Raw genomic sequence first — 23,593 nt, 5'->3', positions numbered from 1 at the left:
GCTCCGGGGTTAAAGGTGATGGGGTCGATACCGTACACTAGGCGCTTTTGCTAATCAGCCGGACACTCGACACGATGAGCCAAAGCGACCTCTCCAGCCACACCCCGATGATGCAACAGTACTGGAGACTGAAGAACCAGCACCCTGATCAGCTGATGTTCTATCGCATGGGCGATTTCTACGAAATCTTCTACGAAGATGCGAAGAAAGCCGCCAAGCTTCTCGACATCACTCTGACCGCCCGCGGCCAGTCCGCCGGCCAGGCGATTCCGATGTGCGGCATTCCCTACCATGCCGCCGAGGGCTACCTGGCCAAGCTGGTCAAACTGGGTGAGTCGGTGGTCATCTGCGAGCAGATCGGTGATCCGGCCACCAGCAAAGGGCCGGTGGAACGCCAGGTGGTACGCATCATCACGCCCGGCACCGTCAGCGACGAGGCGCTGCTCGATGAGCACCGCGACAACCTGCTGGCCGCCGTACTCGGCGACGAGCGCCTGTTCGGCCTGGCCGTGCTGGACATCACCAGCGGGCGCTTCAGCGTGATGGAAATCCGCGGCTGGGAAAACCTGCTGGCCGAACTCGAGCGCCTCAACCCTGCCGAACTGCTGATCCCCGATGACTGGCCGCAAGGCCTGCCGGCGGAAAAACGCCGTGGGTCGCGTCGTCGCGCCCCCTGGGATTTCGAGCGCGATAGTGCGCAGAAAAGCCTGTGCCAGCAGTTCGGCACCCAGGATCTCAAGGGCTTCGGCTGCGAGGCGCTGACCTTGGCCATCGGTGCTGCCGGATGCCTGCTGGCTTATGCCAAGGAAACCCAGCGCACCGCCCTGCCGCACCTGCGCAGCCTGCGTCACGAGCGCATCGACGACACGGTGATCCTCGACGGCGCCAGCCGCCGTAATCTGGAACTGGACGTCAACCTGGCCGGTGGCCGCGACAATACCCTGCAGTCCGTCGTCGACCGCAGCCAGACCGCCATGGGCAGCCGCCTGCTCGGCCGCTGGCTGAACCGCCCGCTGCGCGACCGCGCCGTACTGGAGGCGCGCCAGGAGTCGATCGCCTGCCTGCTGGATCGCTACCGCTTCGAAAGCCTGCAGCCTCAACTCAAGGAGATCGGTGACCTGGAGCGCATCCTGGCGCGGATCGGCCTGCGCAACGCGCGCCCAAGGGATCTGGCCCGCCTGCGCGATGCCCTGGCCGCACTGCCGGAACTGCAACGTGCGATGGCCGAGCTGGAGTCGCCGCATCTGGGCACCCTTGCCAACACCGTCAGCACCTATCCGGAGCTGGCCGAACTGCTGTCACGGTCAATCATCGACAATCCGCCAGCGGTGATCCGCGACGGCGGCGTGCTGAAGACCGGCTACGATGCCGAACTGGACGAGCTGCAGTCGCTGAGCGAGAACGCCGGCCAGTACCTGATGGACCTGGAAGCGCGGGAGAAAGCCCGCACCGGCCTGGCCAACCTCAAGGTCGGCTATAACCGGGTGCACGGTTACTTCATCGAGTTGCCGAGCAAACAGGCAGAGTCCGCGCCGGCCGACTATATCCGTCGCCAGACCCTCAAAGGTGCCGAGCGCTTCATCACTCCCGAGCTAAAGGAGTTCGAGGACAAGGCGCTGTCCGCCAAGAGCCGCGCCCTGGCTCGCGAGAAGCAGCTCTACGAGGAATTGCTGGAACGCCTGATCGGCCACCTCGGCCCATTGCAGGACAGCGCTGCGGCGCTGGCGGAGCTGGATGTACTGAGCAACCTGGCCGAACGCGCACTGAGCCTGGACCTCAACCGTCCGCGCTTCGTCGATGAACCATGCCTGCTGATCGAGCAGGGTCGCCACCCGGTGGTGGAGCAGGTTCTGACCACGCCGTTCGTGGCCAACGACCTGAAGCTCGATGACGACACGCGGATGCTGATCATCACCGGCCCGAACATGGGCGGTAAGTCCACCTACATGCGCCAGACCGCGCTGATCGTGCTGCTCGCCCATATCGGCAGCTTCGTACCGGCGGCGCGCTGCGAACTGTCGATGGTCGACCGCATTTTCACCCGGATCGGTTCCAGCGACGACCTGGCCGGCGGGCGCTCGACCTTCATGGTGGAAATGAGCGAGACCGCCAACATTCTGCACAACGCCAGCGAGCGCAGCCTGGTACTGATGGACGAGGTGGGCCGTGGCACCAGCACCTTCGACGGCCTGTCGCTGGCCTGGGCGGCTGCCGAGCAGTTGGCCAGCCTGCGAGCCTATACGCTGTTCGCCACCCACTACTTCGAGTTGACCGTGTTGCCGGACAGCCAGCCGGTGGTCGCCAACGTGCATCTCAATGCCACCGAGCACAATGAACGCATCGTCTTCCTGCACCACGTACTGCCCGGGCCGGCCAGCCAGAGTTACGGCCTGGCGGTCGCGCAACTGGCGGGGGTACCGGACAATGTGATCCTGCGTGCCCGTGAGCACCTGGCGCGCCTTGAAACCACCAGCCTGCCTCACGATTTGCCGGCCAAGGCACCAGGGCAACCGACGGCCCCCATGCAAAGCGATCTGTTCGCCAGCCTCCCACATCCCGTGCTGGAAGAGTTGCTGAAGGCCAATCTGGACGAGTTGACCCCGCGTAAAGCGCTTGAACTGTTATATGCATGGAAGGCGCGAGTCTAACGCCAGAGCCAACAAGCTGTTAGAATCCCGCGCGCTCCGGAAGCGCTGCAGCCTTTAGCCTGGCCTGACAGCCCCGTTCCCGAGCCTGAGAGCTGCTGAATCAAGAGTGGCTCGCTGCCGTAGCCCGAGGAGAAAACTAGAAATGACCTTCGTCGTCACCGACAACTGCATCAAGTGCAAGTACACCGACTGCGTGGAAGTCTGTCCGGTGGACTGCTTCTACGAAGGCCCGAACTTCCTGGTGATTCACCCGGATGAATGTATCGATTGCGCGCTCTGCGAACCTGAGTGCCCGGCACAGGCCATTTTCTCCGAAGACGAGATACCCGATGGCATGCAGGAATATATCGAGCTGAACGCGGAACTGGCGGAAGTCTGGCCGAACATCACCGAGCGCAAAGACGCACTGGCCGAGGCCGGAGAATGGGATGGCGTGAAAGACAAGCTGCAGCACCTGGAGCGCTGAGCGTCACGAAACGACGGCGCAGACCGTCGATTTCGCAGAAGATGCCGCGGCCTGAAAAGGTCGCGGCATTTTTTATAGGGCGCTCCCGGCAGGCGCCAGGCGTGGCCCCGCAGGAGGCAAGGCAATCATTAGGTTCATAGCGAACTGAAACTTTTCTGCAGGCAAAAAAAAGGGGCGGTTTTACCCGCCCACTCTTTTGTCCCTATTCCCTTAAACTCCCAACTCATCATCCTGATGAATCGCATCCCGCGATGTCCTGATCATTATCCTTAACGACCTGTGCTTTTCCCTAAGCACGGTTCAGATAATAATGGCCCTGGAAATAATCACAACGGCGTCTGTAGCCGTCCCTGACCGCATCGGCCTCACACGAACCAATCAATAAACCATATATATCAACGTGTTGAAGAGATGGCCTGGTGAATTCCAACAGCGAATTGCCACCAATGCTTACAGAAGGTGTAAGCAAATACTTACAAGCAGGTGGAGAAAACAGAGATCACGGCGCAAACATACAACGCCCCGACGAGGCTTCTGCGCCTCATAGTAAACAGACAGGTGATCGCTGCAGGCGTTCAGCCGCCGTTCACACCGATGCGGCGAGCGGATGGAAGCTGAAGTAATAACGCAGGGCGTCGACCATCTCGACGAAATCCGCCGGTGGTGCAGTCATGGAAAAGCCGGAATCGAAGCTGCCAGGCGTGACGTCCTCGCGGCACCAGAGACAGGTGGCGCTGAAATCGATGTGCCGTAAAGCATCCTGCCCTGGGATTTTCAGGCGCATGTCGAAACAGCCGCCCACCAGTACCGGCAACTGGCTGATCAACATCAGGCCATCCAGCGAGACATTGCCCAGGTGACCGATCGGTTTGTCGGTAAAGGCATTGAAGACGTTGAGGTAGTACGGCAACTGGTGCCGTTCTATATGGCGATTGGCATTCATAATGGCGAAGCGCTATGAGTGTCGGTTGAGTATGGCGGCAGTCCGGCGAGCTGACCAGCCCTCAATTACACCGCTCGGATAACTGGCTACGCAGGTAATCACGCCCCGCATCCAGCTCCTGATCACTGTAATAGCGGCGCTCGCCATCGTCGCCAGGTCGATAGTAGCGGCGCCCCTCGGGCATCGAGGCCAGACGGTTACGCAGCGTCGTGCACTCTTTCGCCCTCTCGGCCTGCAGCTGCTTGCGGGCTTGAGCGGCCTGAGCCTGCTCATCGCGTCGGGCCTGAAAGTAACGTTCGCTGCGCTGCTCGCGCTCCCGGGTAGCGGCATCGCGCTCGACTACCTGCGGGCGGACGTCCACCACTTCGGCATCCGTCGCCTGAGGTTGTTGGCCATAGTGCACCTGCCCGCGCTCATCCACCCAGCGATAAACCTGCCCGGACGCCAGCGTGGGCAGTAGAAGAAGAAGGCAGATCCCTATGCGCATCACGACAATCCCCAGTCTATATCCGGGCCGTCAAAGCGCTCCAAGAGGCGATACCTTGGCTGGCTCCGCCATGCCATGATGGCCGAGCTGGCGCAGGGTCTCCAGCCGCGCACGGGCACGGAACGCGTATTCGCTGGTGGGATAGCGGCCAATAATGAACTGGTAGGTCTGCGCCGCATCGACGTACAGGTTCTGCCGTTCCAGGCACTGGCCACGCAACAGGGAGATTTCCGGCTGGATATAGCTGCGCGAGCGACTCGCGCGCTCGGCCTGCGACAGATAGAGCAGCGCATCCTCGCACTCGCCCAGATCATAGGCCTGATAGGCCTTGTTCAAATGGTGGTCGAGGGACATACGGGTACACCCGCCAACGACCAGCACACAGCACAGCAGCAACAGAATACGCATGGGCTTCTCCTCCAATGAGCAACGTATCGGCGATATCTGGAAAAACTGAACAGCTGCAACATACTGCATTGCGTTGCCTGGCCGTGCAGGAAGAACAATCCAGCGCGATCCTCTAGGCTGATGCAGGTCAACGCATACCACCGGGCGATAAGATGCAATGAGACTCACTACATAGGGAGGTCGACCCCATGAAACTCGAAAAGCTGCTGGTCGTGATCGATGCCAGCCAGCCCAGCCACCCAGCGCTCGAGCGAGCGGCCTGGCTGGCACGGGGTACCCAGGCCCGGCTGCACGTGCTGCTGGTGGAATACAGCGCAGCACTGGATGGTAGCCTGCTGGAGAACAGCCTGCAGAACAGAGCCCGCGACGCATTGCTCGAGCAACGTGGCAAATGGCTGGAGCAACTGCTGACCCCGTTGCATGACGAGCGCCTGCCCCTGCACCAGGAAGTACGCTGGGGCAAACGCCTGCACGAAACGGTGCTCGAAGTGGCTGCCGAGTTGCAACCGGATCTGGTGCTGAAGTCCGCCGCCCACAACAACCTGCTACGCCGCCTGTTACTCACGGACAGCTGCTGGCAACTGATGCGCCATTGTCCGTTTCCGCTGTGGCTGGTGCATCACGCCGAGTGGCGAGGCCGCAACCTGTGCACCGCCGTCGACCCGCTGCACAAGGACGACAAACCCGCAGCACTCGATCACCACCTGATCGCCACCAGCCAGGCGCTCTCCTCCGAACTCGGCCTGCATGCCGACGTCGTACACTGCCATGCGCCATTGCCGCGAACGCTGCTCAACAATGCCGAACTGCTGGCCACCTACCAGCAATACGTCAGCGACGACGCGCAGCAGCACCACAAGGCTTTCGGCGAGTTGGTCCGCCAGCACGGCATCGCCCCGGAGTCGGCCCACCTGCTCGAGGGCGCACCGGAAAACATGCTGCCGCGCTTCGTGCGCAAGCACGAAATAGACCTGCTGGTGATGGGCGCCATCGCCCGCGGTCGACTGGACACCATCCTCATCGGCCACACCGCCGAGCGCCTGTTCGAATCGGTGGACTGTGACCTGCTGGTGGTCAAGCTGGCCAGCGAAAGGTAGTGCATACGAACAATGACTACAGCGCTGCGGCGTAGTAGCCTCGCGGTCTGCTTCAGTCAAGGAGTCCGCGCATGACCGCTCGCCGCACCAAAATCGTCGCCACCCTCGGCCCCGCCAGCAACTCACCGGAAATGCTGGAACAGCTGATTCTTGCCGGGTTGGATGTCGCCCGCCTGAACTTCTCCCATGGTTCGCCGGAAGATCACAAGGCGCGGGCCAGTCTGGTACGCGACATCGCCGCCAGGCACGGTCGTCATGTCGCGTTGCTGGGCGACCTGCAAGGGCCGAAGATCCGCATCGCCAAGTTCGCCAACAAGCGTATCGAGCTGAAGGTCGGTGATCGCTTCACCTTCTCCACCAGCCATCCGCTGACGGAAGGCAACCAGGACATCGTGGGTATCGACTACCCGGATCTGGTCAAGGATTGCGGCGTCGGTGACGAACTGCTACTCGATGACGGCCGCGTGGTTATGCGTGTGGAAACCACCACCGCAGACACCCTCAATTGCGTGGTCCTGATCGGCGGCCCGCTGTCCGATCATAAAGGCATCAACCGCCGTGGCGGCGGCCTGACCGCGCCAGCCCTGACCGAGAAGGACAAGGCCGATATCAAGCTCGCCGCCGAAATGGACCTGGACTACCTGGCCGTTTCCTTCCCGCGTGATGCGGCGGACATGGAATATGCCCGCCAACTGCGTGACGAATCCGGCGGCAAGGCCTGGCTGGTCGCCAAGATCGAACGCGCCGAAGCGGTAGCGGACGACGAAACCCTGGACGGCCTGATCAAGGCCAGCGACGTGGTGATGGTTGCCCGTGGCGACCTCGGCGTGGAAATCGGCGATGCCGAGCTGGTGGGCATCCAGAAGAAGATCATCCTGCACGCACGCCGCCACAACAAGGCAGTGATCGTGGCGACCCAGATGATGGAGTCGATGATCCAGAACCCGATGCCGACCCGTGCCGAAGTGTCCGACGTGGCCAACGCCGTGCTCGACTACACCGACGCGGTCATGCTCTCGGCAGAAAGCGCCGCCGGCGCCTACCCGCTGGAAGCGGTGCAGGCCATGGCACGCATCTGCCTCGGCGCCGAGCGTCACCCGACAGGCAAGAGCTCCAGCCACCGGATCGGCAAGACCTTCGAGCGCTGCGACGAAAGCATCGCCCTGGCGGCCATGTACACGGCCAACCACTTCCCCGGCGTGAAGGCGATCATCGCCCTCACCGAAAGTGGCTACACGCCGTTGATCATGTCGCGTATCCGCTCCTCGGTGCCGATCTACTCGTTCTCCCCGCACCGCGACACCCAGGCGCGTTCGGCGATGTTCCGTGGCGTGTACACCATCCCCTTCGATCCCGCCGCCCTGCCACCCGGCGAAGTCAGCCAGGCGGCGGTGGATGAGCTGCTCAAGCGCGGGCTCGTCCAGCAAGGCGACTGGGTCATCCTGACCAAGGGCGACAGCTACCACACCATCGGTGGCACCAACGGCATGAAGATCCTGCATGTCGGTGATGCGCTGGTCTGACGGGCGGTGGCATCCTGCAGAGGCCCGCGTTCAACGCGGGCCTTTTTGGTTTCTGGAGGGGAAACGGCGCAAGGCGAAGCGCCATCAGGCGTGAGGCAGGAACAGCTCGGAGAACAGCTGGCTGCGCGGCAGCCCGGCAAGGTAGAGGCGCCGGGCGATAGCCTCCACGGTATCGGGCCCGCCGCAGGCCAGCGCGATGGTCTGCCGTGAGCCGGGACGCAGCGCCGCCAGGGCATCCGGCAATGCTGCCGTGTCGATCAGGTCGAGCTGCAGGTGCGGATGATGCTCGGCCAGTTCGAGCAGCGAATCGGCCAGGTAGTGCCCGCCAGGCGAACGCGCCACGTGCAGTACCCGGATCGGCCCCTGATGGGATTGGCGCAACGCCTCGCGCAGGATGGCGTACAGCGGCGCGAGGCCGGTTCCAGCACCCAGCAACCACAGCGGTCGGGCCTGCCAGTCCGGATCGTAGTGCAGCGCACCACCACTCGAGGTGCCCAGGCGCAAAGGCTCCCCGACCCTGAATTGCCGGGCCGCATCGCTGAACGCTCCAGGCTGACGACAATCCACGTGAAATTCGAGAAAGCTGTCTTCCTGCGGCAGGCTGGCCAGCGAGTACGGTCGGGCGATTGCGTCGGCCGTCCACAGCAGCAGATGCTGCCCTGCGCGGTAGCGCACGGCCTGTTGCGGTAGCAGACGCAAGCGCAACACATGCTCGCTCAGCCAGTCGCACGCCTGTATCTGCGCAGGGATCCCATCGTTTCTGGGGTCGAATACCTGGATCTGCAGATCATCGATCACCCGGCATTGGCACGCCAGCCGCCAGCCCTGCTGTCGACGGGCCTGGTCGAGGGCCTCGGGCTTCTCGTCCAGTGGCTCGCCCGCCAGGCAGCGCACCATGCACGCCTGGCAACTGCCAGCGCGACAGCTGTACGGCACCGCGATACCGGCGCCCAGCAGGGCGTCGAGCAGGTTGCCTGCAGCATCGACGCTGACACGCCGCTCACCGACCCGCAATTCAGGCATCTGCCGCTTCCCAGGTCGAGGCGCAGCGATTACGCCCGGTGCGCTTGGCCTGGTACAGCGCCTGATCGGCACGGTGCAGGGCTTCATCGAGGTCGTCGTGCATGGACACCAGTGTCATGCCTACGGACAAACTGAGGTTTTGCACCTTGGCACCGATCGGCTCGGCCTCGCTGAACGCCACACGCAACCGTTCGCAGCAGGACAGGAAGGCATCCGCATCGGTGTCGGGCACCAGCAGCACGAACTCCTCGCCGCCGTAACGGGCGATGATGTCGCCGTCGCGCAGGCAGGCCGTGGCAATCTCCGCAAATGCCTGCAACACGCGGTCGCCCGCCGCATGGCCATGGCGGTCGTTGATGTTCTTGAAGTGATCGAGATCGATCAGCGCCAGACCGTGCCAGCGCTTGGGTTTCAGCCCCTCCAGTTCGCTGGCCGCCAGGCGCAGGAAGTGGCGGCGGTTGCACAACCCGGTGAGTTCATCGGTGGCCACCAGGTCTTCCAGCTGGCGCATCATTCCACGCAGGGTCTCCTGATGCGCCTGCAGCGCGAAGCGACGTTGCCGCATACGCTGGCGCATGCTCTGCATGTAGGAGGCGAACAGGCTCAGCCAGAACAGCACCATCCCCAGTGCGCAGACCTGCAGCGTGGCCAGGCCGGGATCGCGCATGCGCATCTGGTAAGCCTCGTACAGGTTGATGACGAGGAAACCGAGGAATGCCAGGCCAGCACAGCGAAAGAATACCCGCGGCGGCAGTTGGAACAGACCGAACAGCAGCGCCATGGGGTAGATCAGCAGCAGGCTGCCACGCCCCTCGCCAAGCATGGCCACCATCGCCGTGATCAACCCCAGGGCGACCAGCACCTGGGCCTCGGTGAGGCTGGGGTCTCGCAAGGCCAGGTTGCGACCCGAGATGAACAGGGCGAAGAACAGAAGCTGACTGGCGGCGGCAACGCCAAGCAGCCCGGCGACCCTGCTGCCGGAGGCGCTGAAAAGGTCATGGCAATAGGCAATCCCTGCCAGCGCAGCGATCATCAGATAGGTAGCCACAGCCATGCCGAAGCGCTTGATCAGCAGATTCTGTAACGTACGGTGGGTCAATCGGCGGTTGCTTGGGATCATGGGCTCCGTCCCATACTGGCAACTAGCCGCCACTCTACTCGCGCGCCGTTAAAAAGCCTAGCAATGCGTCGCGTTGTCGCCGTCGGGCCCTGCACGGGTGTCCCAGGCAGCGGCCCCACGGTATACTGCTGCGCCTTTTAGAATGCGCCGGCCATGTTCCGGCGCCCCAGTTCCTGCCCTACAAGGGAGCGCCCCGCATGACCGTGATCAAGCAAGACGATCTGATCCAGAGCGTCGCCGACGCCCTGCAGTTCATTTCCTATTACCATCCCGTCGATTTCATTCAGGCCATGCATGAGGCCTACCTGAAAGAAGAATCGCCCGCCGCCCGCGACTCCATCGCACAGATCCTGATCAACTCGCGCATGTGCGCCACCGGGCACCGGCCGATCTGCCAGGACACCGGCATCGTCACCGTGTTCGTCAAGGTCGGCATGGACGTACGCTGGGACGGCGCCAGCATGGGCGTCGACGACATGATCAACGAAGGCGTGCGCCGTGCCTACAACCTGCCGGAAAACGTCCTGCGCGCCTCGATCCTGGCCGACCCGGCAGGTGCCCGCAAGAACACCAAGGACAACACGCCGGCAGTGATCCACTACGCCATCGTGCCCGGCGACAAGGTCGAGGTCGATGTCGCCGCCAAGGGCGGCGGCTCGGAGAACAAGTCGAAGATGGCCATGCTCAACCCGTCCGACTCGATCGTCGACTGGGTACTCAAGACTGTCCCGACCATGGGTGCTGGCTGGTGCCCGCCGGGCATGCTCGGCATCGGCATCGGCGGTACTGCCGAGAAGGCTGCGGTGATGGCCAAGCAAGTGCTCATGGAGCACATCGACATCCACGAGCTGCAAGCCCGTGGCCCGCAGAACAAGATCGAAGAACTGCGTCTTGAGCTGTTCGAGAAGGTCAACCAGCTGGGCATCGGCGCCCAGGGCCTGGGCGGCCTGACCACCGTGCTCGACGTCAAGATCATGGATTACCCGACCCACGCGGCTTCGCTGCCGGTATGCATGATCCCCAACTGCGCCGCGACCCGTCACGCCCACTTCGTGCTCGATGGCAGCGGCCCGGCCGAGCTGGAAGCACCGGACCTCTCCGCCTACCCGGAAATCGTCTGGGAAGCCGGTCCGTCGGCGCGGCGCGTCGACCTCGACACCCTGACCCCGGAAGACGTGCAGAGCTGGAAGCCGGGCGAGACCATCCTGCTCAACGGCAAGATGCTCACCGGTCGCGACGCCGCGCACAAGCGCATGGTCGAGATGCTCAACAAGGGTGAAGAACTGCCGGTCGACCTGAAAGGCCGCTTCATCTACTACGTGGGCCCGGTCGACCCGATCGGCGACGAAGTGGTGGGCCCTGCCGGCCCGACCACCGCCACGCGGATGGACAAGTTCACCCGTCAGATCCTCGAACAGACCGGCCTGCTGGGCATGATCGGCAAATCCGAGCGCGGCCCGACCGCGATCGAAGCGATCAAGGACAACAAAGCCGTGTACCTGATGGCCGTCGGCGGCGCCGCCTACCTGGTGGCTCAGGCGATCAAGAAGTCCAAGGTGCTGGCGTTCGCCGAACTGGGCATGGAAGCGATCTACGAGTTCGACGTGAAAGACATGCCCGTTACCGTCGCCGTCGACAGCAATGGCGAGTCGGTACACATCACGGGACCTGCGATCTGGAGCAAGAAGATCGCCGACAGCCTGGCGGTGGAAGTGCAGTAAGCCACATCCTGCGCTGACCAGAAGCCCGACCCCATGTCGGGCTTCTGCGTTTCTGCGCGGCTCTGATTGCCCGCGCCCATCGCCGGCCCCGTCGGATCGGATGGCGCAGGCGTGGCTCCGGCCGAGATCACCCACCTGGTCGGCTCCCGCCATCTGCGCCAGCAGCGTGGCGGCAAGTGGAACAATAGCGGGCAGCCTGTGGCCTAACGGGCCAATGCAAAACGTTGGCGAGTTAGCCAGGCGGTCCCGCGATAACAGTGCCCACAGCGCGTGTAGTCGCCTTCGAGCTCAGGTGCTGTAAATCAGCAGTGTGACAGGGGCGTCCCGGCTTCACTCACAGTCGCGCCGGAGCCAGGCCCAATGGCCTGCAAACCCCAGGTGTATCCGAGGAGTTGTCCATGACCTTTTCCATCGTTGCCCGCTGCCCGCGCACCGGCCAGTTCGGGGTTGCCGCCGCCACCGCCATGCCAGCCGTGGGCAAGCTGCTCAGCCACGCCGCCGCAGGTGCTGGCGCAGTGGCGACCCAGGCGCAGGTCAACCCGTACCTGGGTCTCGACGGGCTGTCCTTGCTACGCCAGGGCCATTCAGCCCCCGCAGCCCTCAAGCGGCTGATGGATACCGACCCGTGCATGGAGCTTCGCCAGTTGGCGTTGATCGACCGGCACGGCGACAGCGTGTGCTGGACGGGCGACCAGTGCATTCCCTGGGCGGGCTCGCTGTCCGGCGAACAGTTTTCCGTGCAGGGCAATCGCCTGGTCGGACCGCAGGTGCTGGATGCCGTGGCCGATGCCTTTCGCCACGGTGAGGATCTTCCACTGGTCGAACGGCTGATCGGTGCTCTCGCCGCAGGGGATGAACGCGGTGGCGATCGCCATGGCGAATCCTCGGCGGTGATCTATATCGTCGACCACGAGGAATACCCGTTATGGGACATCCGCGTCGACCATCACCTCGACCCGGTCGCCGAGTTGTGGCGCCTGCACGGCGTATTCGTCCGCGAGGTGCTGCCGGAAATACTCGCCATGCCGACCCGTGAGAACCCCGCTGGCAAGGCAGCGGAGGACGCGGTCTGACAATGTTCGTTCTCTGCCACGCTACAAGCGATGACGGTTGAACGTCCATAAAGAACAAAGAAGTTTCACTCAACTCACCAATTGAAAAGAGAGTGGCGAGATGGCCTAAATCAACATATTCATATAAAAAAACAAACTGAGCAACGCAGCTAAAGCTGTTTATAGTTAAATAACGTCAACACCTTCTCCCTCAGAGAATCAGCCCAGGATAGAAACCTTGTGCCGCCCCCTGTTTTTTTTCTAAAATATCTAGCACTGGTGACCTTGAGCGCGACGACCCTATGCCTACATGCTGAGCAGTGTGGCAGACAGGCGGGTGGGGCATTATGTCCATCCGGCCAGTGCTGTAGCGAATATGGCTGGTGCGGCATTGGAAACAGCTATTGCTGTGTTTACAATACTTTCCCCGGAGTTCCAGGGGGAGTAACAGGCTGTCAGGTGGGCTATGGTGTTTGCTACGCATGCAGTACACCAGTGTCACATACAGACTTACTAGCCCCCCGGCCCACAGCATCCAACACATTAATCACCAACACCACGCATTCAACGACCGCCCCAGACGCTTCAAAAGATTAATAGTGACGGCTGGAATTAGCGTGACGGTATCCACGAAACACGTTCCGCTATCGCGACACCCGGACTCTTCTATCTTGCAGGGGATGAGTGTCTATTGCAAACACTGGAAGTAGCACACACGAGTTAAAGACACCTACCGTAAAAGCTGCTGCAAACGCCGCTCATGATTATTCAAGAAATCCCGGGTCAGACGAAAACAATCAGTGTCTTCATAATCCACGACGGACACGCCCTCTTCGTCAAACTGATAGATTCTCGAGCGGGGGTAAGAGAGCAATAACGGGGAGTGTGTGGCTATGATGAACTGAGAGCCCTCGTTTACCCATTGATCGATCGCACGAATCGCCGTCATTTGTCGGGAAGGAGAAAGCGCGGCCTCCGGCTCATCCAAAATGTAAATGCCATTCCCCTTGAATTGGTTGACGATCAGGGACATAAATGCCTCTCCGTGAGAATGGCTGTGGATGCTTTTATTGCCAAAGCCCTTCAAGGCCGGCCCCTCATCGTAGTAGGTGGCCACATTGAAGAAACTCTCAGCCCTGAGAAAGTAGCCATCTTTCGGCCGATGTACGCCCCTGACCACCCTCAAATACTGATGCAGGCTGGAGACACTGTCGACGGTGGAAAAGTTAACCGAGAAATTCCCCCCCTCGGGATTGAAGCCCAGCGCAACGGCAATTCCTTCGAGCAGGGTGGATTTACCTGCGCCGTTCTCACCCACGAAAAACGTCACATCGGGATGAAAATGCATCCGCCCAAGCCTATTGATCGCGGGAATGTCGAACGGGTGCACATCCGCACTCGCGGATTTGTCGTCCTTCAGGTAGATCTCTCGGATGTAGGGCTTGTCGATCGCCATCACCAGCTCCTTTAAAACGATTCCGGCGAGTGTAGCAGCCCAGTGATTGAAGCATTCCCCCCACTCGAAGCGTCCTCGCAACGCGATGACCAGATTACCGGGGCAGCAGGTGGACATCCTAATCCGCGCCGGCTGCCCCCAAAACGCCGCCGGTAGTCGCCAGGCGCCAGACCGACCAGGCGGGTGAACACCTTGCGAAAGGCGCCGCTGTCCTGGTAGCCGACCTGCCCGGCCACCTGCTCGACGCTGTACCGGGTCAGCTCGAGCAATTCGCGGGCCTTGGTAACGCGCAGTTGCTGGCAGTATTCGGTGGGTTTCATGCCGGTGGCCGACCGAAAGCGTCGCAAGAAGGTACGCTCGCCCAGCCCTGCCCGTGCGGCCATGCCTGGCAGAGTTGCATCGAGCATGGCAGCACCCTGTAACCAGTGCTGGACACTCAGCACGGCCGAATCACCGTGGTCGAGGCTGGGCACGAAACTGCTGAAATGTCGCTGCGACGCGCGGTTCAGATCAACCACAAGAAAACGTGCCGTCTCGGCGGCGATGGTGGGCCCCAGCAGACGTGCCACCAGCGCAAGGCCGAGATCAGTCCAGGCCATCAGGCCGCCAGCGGTAATCAGGTCGGCGTCCTCGACGATCATGCGCTCCGGCAGCACCTTCACGGCGGGAAAACGAGCCGCCAGTTCATCGGCCAACGCCCAATGGGTGGTCACTGAACGACCGTCCAGCAAACCTGCCTCGGCCAGCGGAAAAGCGCCGGCGCAGACCGATGCCAGGGTGACACCAGCACGGTGCTGGTGACGTAACCAGAGACGATAGGCACTTGCCAGCCCGGCTCGCGATGTGGAGTCCAGGCATGGCGGCAAAATCACTACCCGAAGGCGATCCTCATCCTGGCCATGACTGTCGAATACCCGCCGAACCTCATCCTGCTCATCCACCTGCCAGTGGCTGACACGCAGTTGCGCCAGCCCTTGGCGCTGCTGTCCACCCGCCAGGCGATTGGCTACAGCGAACAGATCACCCAACCCATACACCGCTGCCAGTTGTACGCCGGGGTAAAGCAGCAGCCCGATTTCCAGGCATCGCCCGCTCATTGTCAGTTTTCCCTCGCAGATTGTCGGCCATGCCCATCCCGCCGCCGGCTTGGCACGGCTAAGTTATAGAGCAGATAGCCCACATACTCCCACGGAGAGCATCATGAGCAAGCGCGCACTGATCCTGATCGACATCCAGAACGACTACTTCGCCGACGGCAAATGGCCGCTGCACGGCATCGACGCCGCCGCGCGCAACGCCGCACGCGTGCTGGCAGCCGCTCGCACTGCAGGCGATACGGTGGTGCACGTGCGTCATGAGTTCCAGGGCGATGGCGCGCCCTTCTTCGCCGCAGGTTCCAGCGGTGCGCAGATCCATGCCAGCGTACAGCCATTGACGGGCGAGAGCGTGGTGCTCAAGCACAAGGTCAACGCGTTTCGCGATACCGATCTGAAGGCCCTGCTCGACAAGGCCGGGGTCGAACAGGTCACCCTGGCCGGCGCCATGAGCCATATGTGCATCGACGCCGCCGCCCGTGCCAGCGCGGATTTCGGCTACACCACCACGGTGGTTCATGACGCCTGCGCGACACGCGACCAGGAATTCGAGGGCAATCAGGTTCCAGCCACGCAGGTCCAGGCAGCCTATATGGCCGCGTTGGCATTCGCCTATGCGACGGTGGTTCCGACCGAACAGTACCTGGCAGGCTGAACAGCTCCTCGGCCAAAGCCAGCGATGTAACCCAGCACCAGGTAGCGCCTGCCTGTGTGGGAGTGCGCCATGCGAGCGACTTCACGGGCATGGCCCGTTCCCACATGAGAGCAGGCCGCAGGTTTAACAGGCGGCGACCTCAAGACTCAGGCCAGCTCTTTGCGCAACTGACGGGCGGCGGCGACCATATTGACCAGCGCTGCTTCGGTCTCCGGCCAGCCGCGGGTCTTCAGGCCGCAATCCGGGTTGACCCACAGACGCTCGGCAGGAATGCGCCTTGCGGCCTTGCGCATCAGCTTGACCATCTCTCCGGTGTCCGGCACCCGTGGCGAATGGATATCGTAGACACCCGGGCCGATTTCGTTGGGGTATTCGAAGGCTTCGAAGGCCTCCAGCAGCTCCATGTCCGAGCGCGAAGTCTCGATGGTGATCACGTCCGCATCCATGGCAGCGATGGACTCGATCACGTCGTTGAACTCGCTGTAGCACATGTGTGTGTGGATCTGCGTTTCGTCACGCACACCGCTGGCACACAGCCGGAACGACTCCGTGGCCCAGTCCAGGTACTGTTGCCAGTCGGCCTTGCGCAGTGGCAGTCCCTCGCGGAAGGCGGCTTCGTCGATCTGCACGATGCGGATGCCGGCGCGCTCGAGGTCGACGACTTCGTCGCGAATCGCCAGGGCCAGTTGCCGGGCCTGCACCTCGCGGCTGACGTCTTCGCGGGGGAACGACCACATCAGCATGGTCACCGGGCCCGTGAGCATGCCCTTCATCACCTTGCCGGTGAGGCTCTGCGCATAACGGATCCACTCCACGGTCATGGCTTGGGGTCGGCTCAGGTCGCCAAAGATCACCGCCGGTTTCACGCAGCGCGAACCGTAGCTCTGCACCCAGCCGAAACGGGTGAACAGGTAACCGTCCAGCTGCTCGGCGAAGTACTCGACCATGTCGTTGCGCTCGGCCTCGCCGTGCACCAGCACATCCAGCCCCAGGCGCTCCTGAATCTCTACCGCATGACGAATCTCGCTGTGCATGGCGTCAGTGTAATCACCCAGCGACAGCTTGCCCTGCTTGAACGCCTGGCGTGCCAGGCGGATCGCCGAAGTCTGCGGGAACGAGCCGATGGTGGTGGTCGGGAACGGCGGCAGGTCGAGACCGGCACGCTGCCTGGCGATGCGTTGGGCGAACGGCGACTCGCGCTGGCTATCACTGGCGGTCACCGCGGCCAGCCGGGCCTGCACATCAGGCTTGTGGATACGCGGTGAAGCCGCCCGGCTGGCCTGCACGGCGCGGCTCTCGGCAAGCGCGGCGCGCACTTCGGGGGCATCCGGCTGATTGACGGCACGGGCCAGCAGCGCTACCTCGGCGCACTTTTGCGTGGCGAAGGCCAGCCAGCCCTTCAGCTCGGCATCCAGTTGATCCTCACGCTGCAGGTCGACCGGGCTGTGCAGCAACGAGCAGGATGGTGCGATCCAAAGGCGTTCGCCGAGCCGGCTGTGCGCATGGCCGATCACCGCCAGGGCGCTTTCCAGATCGCAGCGCCACACGTTGCGGCCATTGACCAGGCCGAGGGACAGCACCTTGTAGGCCGGCAGGCGGTCGAGGATGGTCGGGTACTGCTGTGGCGCGCGCACTAGATCGATGTGCAGGCCGTCCACCGGCAGGTTGGCTGCCAGGCCGAGGTTCTCTTCGAGGCCGCCGAAGTAGGTAGCGACCAGCTTCTTCAGCGGTTCTCGCTGCAGAATGTTATAGGCGCGTTCGAAGGCGTTCTTCCAGTCCTGAGGCAGGTCGAGCACCAGAATCGGCTCGTCGATCTGCACCCATTCCACGCCCTGCTCGGCCAGGCGCCGGAAGATCTGCCCGTAGAGCGGCAGCAGACGCTCGAGCAATTCCAGCTTGTCGAAACCCTGAGCCTCGCCCTTGAGCTTGCCCAGCCACAGGTAGGTCAGCGGGCCGATCACCGCCGGTTTGACGTCATGGCCCAGAGCACGGGCCTCATCCACTTCCTCGAACAGCTGTTCCCAACTGAGGGCGAACTGCTGGTCAGCGGTGAACTCGGGCACCAGGTAGTGGTAGTTGGTATCGAACCATTTGGTCATCTCCTGTGCATGGGCGCTGCCACAACAGGCATCGCCGCTGACGCCACGGGCCATGGCGAACAGGGTATCCAGGGTCGGCTTGCCACTGGCTGGGCGGAAGCGCTCGGGTATCACCCCGAAGGTCAGGGAATGGGCCAGCACCTGGTCGTACCAGGCGAAATCGCCGACGGGCAGCAACTCGATGCCGGCATCCTTCTGCACCTGCCAATGTCGGGCACGCAGTTCGCGGCCCACGACACGCAGGCCGGCTTCGTCCAGCTCGCCTTTCCAGAACGCCTCCTGGGCTTTCTTCAATTCACGGTCGCGTCCGATTCGGGGGAATCCGAGGCTGTGGGCCAGAGCCATGGCGCTATCTCCAATGCATAAATGATGGGATGCATTGTCGGGGCCCCAACCAAGTGAAACAAACTCAATTAATTAACGTTAAAAACAAGTTTCCCTCACGTTAATGAAATGCTGCTCATGCTGACCTATCCGCCCGCCCCCTTGAGGGCTCCCCCGTAGTCGGGCAAGCTGCTCCCTGCCCCCTGGACGAACCCGGCATGCCAGATATCCCCGACGACCCCGCCCAGACCGAACGCACCCGAGAAACCGTTCTGCGCTATCACTTCAGTTGGAAGTACCGCGATTTGGATGCGGTGATGGCGCTCTATCATCCCGACGTCGAGTACAACGACTTCTTCCTCAACCGGTGCATGAAACTGGGTGAACTGCGCGATTATGTACTCAGCACCATGCCGCGCCACCCCGGCGAGGCGCTGGAGCACACCGACCGCATCCGCATCGACGGCCACACGGCGTTCATTCAGTACCGTACCACCCTGCATGGCGGCGAGGGCCTGGTGTCGTTCCGAACCGCCGAAGCGGTCACCGTGCGCGACGGGCTGATCTGGCGGGTCAACGAATTCGCCTCCCTGGTGCACGAAGGAGCGGACGCACGCCCACCGATACAGACCAGCGCGGCGATCAGCAAACTGGGCCTGTCGACCCGGCAATTGGGCTTCATGGCGCAGGATCTGCAGGATTACTTCCTGCACGGGCAACCCTTTCTCGACCCGGCCCTGAGCCTGCAACAGGTGGCCAGCGCCACCGGCTACAGCCGCAACCAGATTTCCTACCTGCTAAACCAGGTGCTCGGCCAGAGCTTCTACCGCTACGTCAACCAGGCGCGCCTGCAGCACCTGCTGCAACGCCTGCAGGCAGGCAACGACCTGCGGCGCATGGACGAACTGGCCTTCGAGGCCGGCTTCAATTCCCTGACCGCCTTCTACAGTACCTTTCGCCGCCATACCGGGATGACGCCCAAGGCCTACCTGAAAGACATGTACCAAGCCGCTGAAAAACTGCCTGCGCTGCGTTGAAGCCAGCAAAAATGCTCATGTACCAACCTAAACGCAGTTTTTCGCTGATATTTGCCTTGCGTTGGCTGCCTCACCAAGTTTTTTTCAGCGGGCCGTTACGCGCGGGCACGCACGCAAGACAACCGCTGATTAGGCTTCTAGTCTTGCTGCATACATCTTGTTTGGAAGCGGTGCATGAACGACTGGCGCAACATCAGCCTGTGGATGGATCAACTGGACGAACCGCTGGCGCCGCGCCCATCGCTGCAAGGCGATATCCAGGCAGATGTCGCCATCATCGGCGCGGGCTACACCGGGCTGTGGACGGCCTACTACCTCAAGCGCCAGGCCCCCGAACTGCGCATCGTCATCCTCGAGGCGAAGATCGCCGGCTTTGGTGCATCCGGGCGCAATGGCGGCTGGCTGATGGGCAATCTGCTCGGCGAGGATCGCCTGCTGTCGGGCCTGTCCCCGCAGGCCCGCCGTGAATCCTACGACCTGCTGCATGGCATTCCCGATGAAGTCGGCCAGGTGCTGCAACGCGAAGGGATCGACTGTGATTACCGCAAGGGCGGCGTGCTGTATTGCGCGGCCCGCTACCCGGAGCAGGAACTGCGTCTGCGCGACTACCTGCGCGGCTATCGCGAACAAGGCCTGGGCGACGACGACTACCGCTGGCTGCCCGCCGAAGAACTCGCCCAGCAACTGCGTATCCCCGGTGCCTATGGCGCGCTCTACACGCCACACTGCGCGACCATTCAGCCGGCCAGGCTGGTGCGCGGCCTGGCCCGCTGCGTGGAAGCGCTGGGCGTGAGCATCTACGAAGGTACGCCGGCCCTGAGCTGGCAGGCCGGCAGCGTGCGCTGCGAAGCGGGCGAAGTGCGCGCAGACTGGGTCGTGCCTGCCGTGGAAGGCTACGCCGCCAACCTGCCGCCGCTCGGCCGCCATCAGATTCCGGTGCAGAGCCTGATCGTCGCCAGCGAACCACTGCCCGCCTCGACCTGGGCGGAGATCGGCCTGGAACGCGGCCAGGCCTTCTGCGAGACCAGCCGCCAGGTCACCTATGGCCAGCGCAGCCTAGACGATCGCCTGATCTTCGGCGCGCGCGGCGGCTATCGCTTCGGCAGCCGCCTGCGCAGCGACTTCAACCTCAAGGACGAAGAGCGCGGCCTGCGCCGCTATCTGTTCAGCGAACTGTTTCCGCAACTGCGCAATGTGCGCATCACCCACGCCTGGGGCGGCAACCTGGGCATGGCACGGCGCTTCCATCCGCACATGCTCTGCGACCGCGGCAACGGCATCGCCCTTTCCGGGGGTTACGGCGGCGAAGGCGTGGGCGCCAGCAACCTTGGCGGGCGCACCCTGGCCGACCTGATCCTCGGCAACGACAGCCTGCTCACCCGCCAGCCCTGGGTGCGCCACGACACCCGCGTGCAGGACTTGCCGCGCTGGGAGCCGGAGCCCTGCCGCTGGCTCGGCTACAACGCCATCATCCGCAGCTTCGTGCGCGAGGACAAACTGCTGGCCGACCCATCCAGCCGCCCGTGGCAGCGCTACATGGCGCAGCGCGTGGCCAGCCTGATGGAAGGTTTCATGAAGTGATCACCCTCATCCGCCACTCAGGTTGCATGCCATGACCATCACGCACTTTCGTAATACCGACAGCGTCGCACTCGACCAACACAACCCGGTCGCGGTACCGCTCAGCGAGCCCGCCGCTATCACTTCGGTGACCTGCGTGGAGCGCGACGACGGCGTGGAAACCGGCATCTGGGAATGCACGCCCGGGCGCTGGCGCCGACAAATCGTGCAACAAGAGTTCTGCCACTTCATCGCCGGGCGTTGTACGTTCATTCCGGACGTAGGCCAACCGATCGAGATCAAGGCTGGCGACGCCATCCTGTTTCCGGCCAACACCACTGGCGTATGGGACATACAAGAAACGCTGCGCAAGACCTATGTACTGATTTTCTGACTGCTGCCTCGAAAACGTCGACAACAATCGCTGAGGTCTACCATGCTGAAATCGCTTATCCCGCTGATGCTCGTCGCCTCGCTCAGCCAGGCGGCGCAGGACGTACGCATCTACAACTGGACGGACTACATCGCCCCCGACACCCTGAAAGACTTCCAGCAGGCCAGCGGCGTGGTGCCCCACTACGACGTCTACGACAGCAATGAAACCCTCGACGCCAAGCTGATGGCCGGCCGTTCCGGCTATGACGTGGTGTTCCCCTCCAACCACTTCATGGCCCGGCAGATCCAGGGCGGCGCGCTCAAGCAGCTGGACAAGAGCCAGTTGCCCAACTGGCAGAACCTCAACCCGACGCTGCTCAAGGCGCTGGAAGGCAACGACCCGGGCAACCAGCACGGCTTCCCCTACCTGTGGGGCAGCACCGGCATCGGCTACAACGTCGAGAAGGTCAAGGCCGTGCTCGGCAACGACGTGCCGCTGGATTCCTGGGACCTGATCTTCAAGCCCGAACTGATGGCCAAGTTGAGCAAGTGCGGCGTGGCGATTCTCGACAATGGCCCGGAAATGCTGCCCATCGCCCTGCACTACCTGGGCCTGCCGCACCACAGCCAGAAGGCCGAGGACTACAAGAAGGCCGAAGCGCTGCTGATGGAAATGCGCAAGAACGTCGCCTACTTCCACTCCTCCAAATACGTTGGCGAGCTGGCCAATGGCGACGTCTGCATGGCGGTGGGGTTCTCCGGCGACATCATGCAGGCCAGCGCCCGCGCCAAGGAGGCCGGCAATGGCGTCGACATCGCCTACGTGATTCCCAAGGAAGGCGCGCCGATGTGGTTCGACATGGTCGCCATTCCCAAGGATGCCCCCAACGAAAAGGCCGCCTACGCCTTCATGAACTACCTGCTCGAGCCCAAGGTGATCGCCGGCATCAGTGATTACGTGCACTACGCCAACGGCAACAGCAAGGCGGACGCGCTGGTCGACCCGGCACTCAAGGCCGACACCACCGTCTACCCGCCCGATGACGTCATGGAAAAGCTCTATGCGCTGGAAGCCATGCCACTGAACATCGACCGCATCCGCACGCGGATCTGGACCAGGGTCAAGAGCGGCACCTGACGCAGCAGCTCGGGCTGGCGTTCGCCATGAACGCCAGCCCGCTCCATCAGATCCACAGGTCATTGACCGCCGTACGCTCACCGCCCTGCTCTCCGGTATTCAGCACACCCCGCGGTTCGATGAGCATCAGCTTCACCTCCTTTTCGGCGTAAGGCTTGTGCTCCACCCCTTTGGGCACCACGTACAGCTCGCCGCTGCCAAGCGTTACCTGGCCATCACGGAAATCGAGTCGCAATTGCCCATCGAGGACGAAAAAGGCTTCGTCCGTCTCGGCATGGGAATGCCAGATGAAATCGCCCTGCAGGCGCACGACCTTGAACTGGTAGTCGTTCATTTCCGCGACTACCCTGGGTGACCACTGTTCGTGGATCAGGGCCAACTTCTGCTCGAGGTTGACGGGGCGTTTCGATGACGGATTCTGGTTGGACATGGGCGGCTCCTCGGTTGGTTTTCACCACTCTAGCGAGGCGCCGGAGGGCTATCTTGTACGATCCTGCAACCTGAGCATGCCCAGCCAGCGGGCCGGCGAAAGGCCGAAGCTACTGACGAAATGACGCGTCATGTGGCTCTGGTCGAAAAAGCCGGCGATCAGCGCCGCGTCGGCCAGGCCGATCCCCGCGAGCGCCAGCTCACGGCAGCGATCCAGCCGGCGCATCGTCACGTAACGGTAGGGGCTGGTGCCGAACAGCGCGCGAAAGTCCCGGGAAAGGCTCCAGCGCTCGCGCCCGCTGACATGTTCCAGTTCGTCCAGGGTAATGCTCGCGCCGTTGCGGCTGTGGATGTATTCCCTCGCCCGCTGCGCAGCGCGATAGTCGAACACTCGACGCCCCCGACGCTTACCGGCGAGCGCATCCAGTGCGCGAGCGAGGTCATGGATGGCATCGTCTTCCTCCAGCGATTCGAGAGGATGATCCATCGCCTGCAGGAACGACTCGCTGGCCCAGCGCAGACGCGCGTCATCGCTGAGCCCGCCCGCGATGAAGGGCAGCGGCTTGCCGCCAAGCACCTGCTGGATCAGCAGCGGATCGATATAGAGCATGCGATAGCGAAAACCGTCCTCGGTACCCGCCATGCCGTCGTGCAGCTCGTCCGGATGCAACACCAGGGTGCCGCCTGGGAGGCTGTGACGCATGGCGCGCCGGTAACGAAAACTCTGCACGCCGGACAGCGTACGACCAATGGCGTAGGAGTCGTGACGATGCGGGTCGTAGCCATGGCCGCTGAAATAGGCCTCGATGCGCTCCACCCGACCCGGCACGGGGCTGCGCAGCACCCAGTCTCGGCCGTTCGTATCTGTGCCCATGGCTCGACTCCCCTGCCGCTGCGCTATGTGACGCCGCCACAGTAAATCGTTTGGGGCTGCAAGT

21 protein-coding genes are annotated in these 23,593 nt (G+C 62.7%); 11 read left to right on the top strand and 10 right to left on the bottom strand.

Annotation, left to right across the window (positions count from 1 at the left end; translation table 11 throughout):
- Positions 1–74 precede the first annotated feature (74 nt).
- Positions 75–2,648, top strand: coding sequence for a DNA mismatch repair protein MutS (mutS, locus tag BLR94_RS11035; RefSeq protein ID WP_084304807.1), 2,574 nt, complete (start codon positions 75–77; stop codon positions 2,646–2,648).
- A 142-nt stretch (positions 2,649–2,790) separates the two neighbouring features.
- Positions 2,791–3,114 carry a ferredoxin FdxA gene (gene fdxA, locus BLR94_RS11030; RefSeq protein ID WP_084304806.1) on the top strand — a complete coding sequence of 108 codons (324 nt, stop codon included), beginning with the start codon at positions 2,791–2,793 and terminating at the stop codon, positions 3,112–3,114.
- 586 nt (positions 3,115–3,700) lie between these two features.
- Here the strand turns inward: fdxA and BLR94_RS11025 are convergent.
- From BLR94_RS11025 to BLR94_RS11015, 3 genes are all read right to left on the bottom strand, one after another.
- A complete protein-coding gene (locus BLR94_RS11025) occupies positions 3,701–4,057 on the bottom strand; it encodes a PilZ domain-containing protein (RefSeq protein WP_084304805.1) in 357 nt (118 codons plus the stop codon).
- Positions 4,058–4,118: 61 nt separating this feature from the next.
- Positions 4,119–4,544, bottom strand: a complete 426-nt coding sequence (locus BLR94_RS11020; RefSeq protein ID WP_084304804.1) for a DUF4124 domain-containing protein — start codon at positions 4,542–4,544, stop codon at positions 4,119–4,121.
- Between the two features lie 30 nt (positions 4,545–4,574).
- The gene (locus BLR94_RS11015; RefSeq protein ID WP_084304803.1) at positions 4,575–4,952 is read right to left on the bottom strand and encodes a tetratricopeptide repeat protein; all 378 of its coding nucleotides are present in this window, start codon (positions 4,950–4,952) and stop codon (positions 4,575–4,577) included.
- Positions 4,953–5,140: 188 nt separating this feature from the next.
- Between BLR94_RS11015 and BLR94_RS11010 the strand changes: the two genes are divergently transcribed.
- Together BLR94_RS11010 and pyk are read left to right on the top strand one after the other, a co-directional pair.
- Entirely contained in the window at positions 5,141–6,049 is a 909-nt protein-coding gene (locus BLR94_RS11010; RefSeq protein WP_084304802.1) for a universal stress protein, read from the top strand.
- Between the two features lie 71 nt (positions 6,050–6,120).
- Positions 6,121–7,572: a pyruvate kinase gene (pyk, locus tag BLR94_RS11005; RefSeq protein WP_084304801.1), complete on the top strand. Its 1,452-nt coding sequence runs from the start codon at positions 6,121–6,123 to the stop codon at positions 7,570–7,572.
- A gap of 84 nt (positions 7,573–7,656) precedes the next feature.
- On the opposite strand, the gene BLR94_RS11000 is transcribed toward pyk, so the two are convergent.
- Positions 7,657–8,595 carry an iron-sulfur-binding ferredoxin reductase gene (locus BLR94_RS11000; protein ID WP_084304800.1) on the bottom strand — a complete coding sequence of 313 codons (939 nt, stop codon included), beginning with the start codon at positions 8,593–8,595 and terminating at the stop codon, positions 7,657–7,659.
- Positions 8,588–9,715 carry a GGDEF domain-containing protein gene (locus BLR94_RS10995; RefSeq protein WP_084304799.1) on the bottom strand — a complete coding sequence of 376 codons (1,128 nt, stop codon included), beginning with the start codon at positions 9,713–9,715 and terminating at the stop codon, positions 8,588–8,590. Before BLR94_RS10995 ends, BLR94_RS11000 begins: the two co-directional genes overlap by 8 nt.
- Positions 9,716–9,912: 197 nt before the next feature.
- On the opposite strand from BLR94_RS10995, the gene BLR94_RS10990 reads away from it, so the two are divergent.
- Together BLR94_RS10990 and BLR94_RS10985 are read left to right on the top strand one after the other, a co-directional pair.
- Positions 9,913–11,436: a fumarate hydratase gene (locus BLR94_RS10990; RefSeq protein WP_084304798.1), complete on the top strand. Its 1,524-nt coding sequence runs from the start codon at positions 9,913–9,915 to the stop codon at positions 11,434–11,436.
- 398 nt (positions 11,437–11,834) lie between these two features.
- Entirely contained in the window at positions 11,835–12,509 is a 675-nt protein-coding gene (locus tag BLR94_RS10985) for a DUF1028 domain-containing protein (RefSeq protein WP_084304797.1), read from the top strand.
- A gap of 709 nt (positions 12,510–13,218) precedes the next feature.
- On the opposite strand, the gene BLR94_RS10975 is transcribed toward BLR94_RS10985, so the two are convergent.
- Together BLR94_RS10975 and BLR94_RS10970 are read right to left on the bottom strand one after the other, a co-directional pair.
- The gene (locus tag BLR94_RS10975) at positions 13,219–13,944 is read right to left on the bottom strand and encodes an AAA family ATPase (RefSeq protein ID WP_084304795.1); all 726 of its coding nucleotides are present in this window, start codon (positions 13,942–13,944) and stop codon (positions 13,219–13,221) included.
- A gap of 11 nt (positions 13,945–13,955) precedes the next feature.
- Positions 13,956–15,041, bottom strand: a complete 1,086-nt coding sequence (locus BLR94_RS10970) for a GlxA family transcriptional regulator (RefSeq protein ID WP_084304794.1) — start codon at positions 15,039–15,041, stop codon at positions 13,956–13,958.
- 103 nt (positions 15,042–15,144) lie between these two features.
- Here BLR94_RS10970 and BLR94_RS10965 point away from each other — a divergent pair, with 103 nt between their 5' ends.
- The gene (locus BLR94_RS10965; protein WP_084304793.1) at positions 15,145–15,693 is read left to right on the top strand and encodes a cysteine hydrolase family protein; all 549 of its coding nucleotides are present in this window, start codon (positions 15,145–15,147) and stop codon (positions 15,691–15,693) included.
- A 146-nt stretch (positions 15,694–15,839) separates the two neighbouring features.
- On the opposite strand, the gene metE is transcribed toward BLR94_RS10965, so the two are convergent.
- Positions 15,840–18,137 (bottom strand): 5-methyltetrahydropteroyltriglutamate--homocysteine S-methyltransferase, encoded by a 2,298-nt coding sequence (metE, locus tag BLR94_RS10960; protein WP_084304792.1) that lies wholly within the window; start codon positions 18,135–18,137, stop codon positions 15,840–15,842.
- Between the two features lie 197 nt (positions 18,138–18,334).
- Here metE and BLR94_RS10955 point away from each other — a divergent pair, with 197 nt between their 5' ends.
- From BLR94_RS10955 to BLR94_RS10940, 4 genes are all read left to right on the top strand, one after another.
- Complete coding sequence (locus BLR94_RS10955) at positions 18,335–19,153, top strand: helix-turn-helix transcriptional regulator (protein WP_084304791.1); 819 nt, start codon at positions 18,335–18,337, stop codon at positions 19,151–19,153.
- 174 nt (positions 19,154–19,327) lie between these two features.
- On the top strand, positions 19,328–20,734 hold the full coding sequence (locus BLR94_RS10950) for an NAD(P)/FAD-dependent oxidoreductase (protein ID WP_084304790.1): 1,407 nt from the start codon (positions 19,328–19,330) through the stop codon (positions 20,732–20,734).
- 31 nt (positions 20,735–20,765) lie between these two features.
- Positions 20,766–21,107 (top strand): cupin domain-containing protein, encoded by a 342-nt coding sequence (locus BLR94_RS10945; protein WP_084304789.1) that lies wholly within the window; start codon positions 20,766–20,768, stop codon positions 21,105–21,107.
- Between the two features lie 42 nt (positions 21,108–21,149).
- Positions 21,150–22,226 (top strand): polyamine ABC transporter substrate-binding protein, encoded by a 1,077-nt coding sequence (locus BLR94_RS10940; RefSeq protein ID WP_084304788.1) that lies wholly within the window; start codon positions 21,150–21,152, stop codon positions 22,224–22,226.
- Between the two features lie 46 nt (positions 22,227–22,272).
- Here BLR94_RS10940 and BLR94_RS10935 read toward each other — a convergent pair whose 3' ends face one another.
- Together BLR94_RS10935 and BLR94_RS10930 are read right to left on the bottom strand one after the other, a co-directional pair.
- Positions 22,273–22,656, bottom strand: a complete 384-nt coding sequence (locus tag BLR94_RS10935; protein WP_084304787.1) for a cupin domain-containing protein — start codon at positions 22,654–22,656, stop codon at positions 22,273–22,275.
- Positions 22,657–22,704: 48 nt separating this feature from the next.
- The gene (locus BLR94_RS10930) at positions 22,705–23,529 is read right to left on the bottom strand and encodes an AraC family transcriptional regulator (protein ID WP_084304786.1); all 825 of its coding nucleotides are present in this window, start codon (positions 23,527–23,529) and stop codon (positions 22,705–22,707) included.
- Between the last annotated feature and the right edge of the window lie 64 nt (positions 23,530–23,593).

Origin of the sequence: Phytopseudomonas flavescens (assembly GCF_900100535.1) — a bacterium.
Lineage (GTDB): Bacteria > Pseudomonadota > Gammaproteobacteria > Pseudomonadales > Pseudomonadaceae > Aquipseudomonas > Aquipseudomonas flavescens.
Note: the sequence above shows the minus strand (reverse complement) of the source record. Positions and strands in the feature narration are given on the sequence as shown.

What these genes read in the sequence shown, in the direction of transcription:
- mutS (WP_084304807.1), top strand. Translation starts at nt 75, where the DNA reads ATGAGCCAAAGCGACCTCTCCAGCCACACCCCGATGATGCAACAGTAC.
- fdxA (WP_084304806.1), top strand. Translation starts at nt 2,791, where the DNA reads ATGACCTTCGTCGTCACCGACAACTGCATCAAGTGCAAGTACACCGAC.
- BLR94_RS11025 (WP_084304805.1), bottom strand. Translation starts at nt 4,057, where the DNA reads ATGAATGCCAATCGCCATATAGAACGGCACCAGTTGCCGTACTACCTC.
- BLR94_RS11020 (WP_084304804.1), bottom strand. Translation starts at nt 4,544, where the DNA reads ATGCGCATAGGGATCTGCCTTCTTCTTCTACTGCCCACGCTGGCGTCC.
- BLR94_RS11015 (WP_084304803.1), bottom strand. Translation starts at nt 4,952, where the DNA reads ATGCGTATTCTGTTGCTGCTGTGCTGTGTGCTGGTCGTTGGCGGGTGT.
- BLR94_RS11010 (WP_084304802.1), top strand. Translation starts at nt 5,141, where the DNA reads ATGAAACTCGAAAAGCTGCTGGTCGTGATCGATGCCAGCCAGCCCAGC.
- pyk (WP_084304801.1), top strand. Translation starts at nt 6,121, where the DNA reads ATGACCGCTCGCCGCACCAAAATCGTCGCCACCCTCGGCCCCGCCAGC.
- BLR94_RS11000 (WP_084304800.1), bottom strand. Translation starts at nt 8,595, where the DNA reads ATGCCTGAATTGCGGGTCGGTGAGCGGCGTGTCAGCGTCGATGCTGCA.
- BLR94_RS10995 (WP_084304799.1), bottom strand. Translation starts at nt 9,715, where the DNA reads ATGATCCCAAGCAACCGCCGATTGACCCACCGTACGTTACAGAATCTG.
- BLR94_RS10990 (WP_084304798.1), top strand. Translation starts at nt 9,913, where the DNA reads ATGACCGTGATCAAGCAAGACGATCTGATCCAGAGCGTCGCCGACGCC.
- BLR94_RS10985 (WP_084304797.1), top strand. Translation starts at nt 11,835, where the DNA reads ATGACCTTTTCCATCGTTGCCCGCTGCCCGCGCACCGGCCAGTTCGGG.
- BLR94_RS10975 (WP_084304795.1), bottom strand. Translation starts at nt 13,944, where the DNA reads ATGGCGATCGACAAGCCCTACATCCGAGAGATCTACCTGAAGGACGAC.
- BLR94_RS10970 (WP_084304794.1), bottom strand. Translation starts at nt 15,041, where the DNA reads ATGAGCGGGCGATGCCTGGAAATCGGGCTGCTGCTTTACCCCGGCGTA.
- BLR94_RS10965 (WP_084304793.1), top strand. Translation starts at nt 15,145, where the DNA reads ATGAGCAAGCGCGCACTGATCCTGATCGACATCCAGAACGACTACTTC.
- metE (WP_084304792.1), bottom strand. Translation starts at nt 18,137, where the DNA reads ATGGCTCTGGCCCACAGCCTCGGATTCCCCCGAATCGGACGCGACCGT.
- BLR94_RS10955 (WP_084304791.1), top strand. Translation starts at nt 18,335, where the DNA reads ATGCCAGATATCCCCGACGACCCCGCCCAGACCGAACGCACCCGAGAA.
- BLR94_RS10950 (WP_084304790.1), top strand. Translation starts at nt 19,328, where the DNA reads ATGAACGACTGGCGCAACATCAGCCTGTGGATGGATCAACTGGACGAA.
- BLR94_RS10945 (WP_084304789.1), top strand. Translation starts at nt 20,766, where the DNA reads ATGACCATCACGCACTTTCGTAATACCGACAGCGTCGCACTCGACCAA.
- BLR94_RS10940 (WP_084304788.1), top strand. Translation starts at nt 21,150, where the DNA reads ATGCTGAAATCGCTTATCCCGCTGATGCTCGTCGCCTCGCTCAGCCAG.
- BLR94_RS10935 (WP_084304787.1), bottom strand. Translation starts at nt 22,656, where the DNA reads ATGTCCAACCAGAATCCGTCATCGAAACGCCCCGTCAACCTCGAGCAG.
- BLR94_RS10930 (WP_084304786.1), bottom strand. Translation starts at nt 23,529, where the DNA reads ATGGGCACAGATACGAACGGCCGAGACTGGGTGCTGCGCAGCCCCGTG.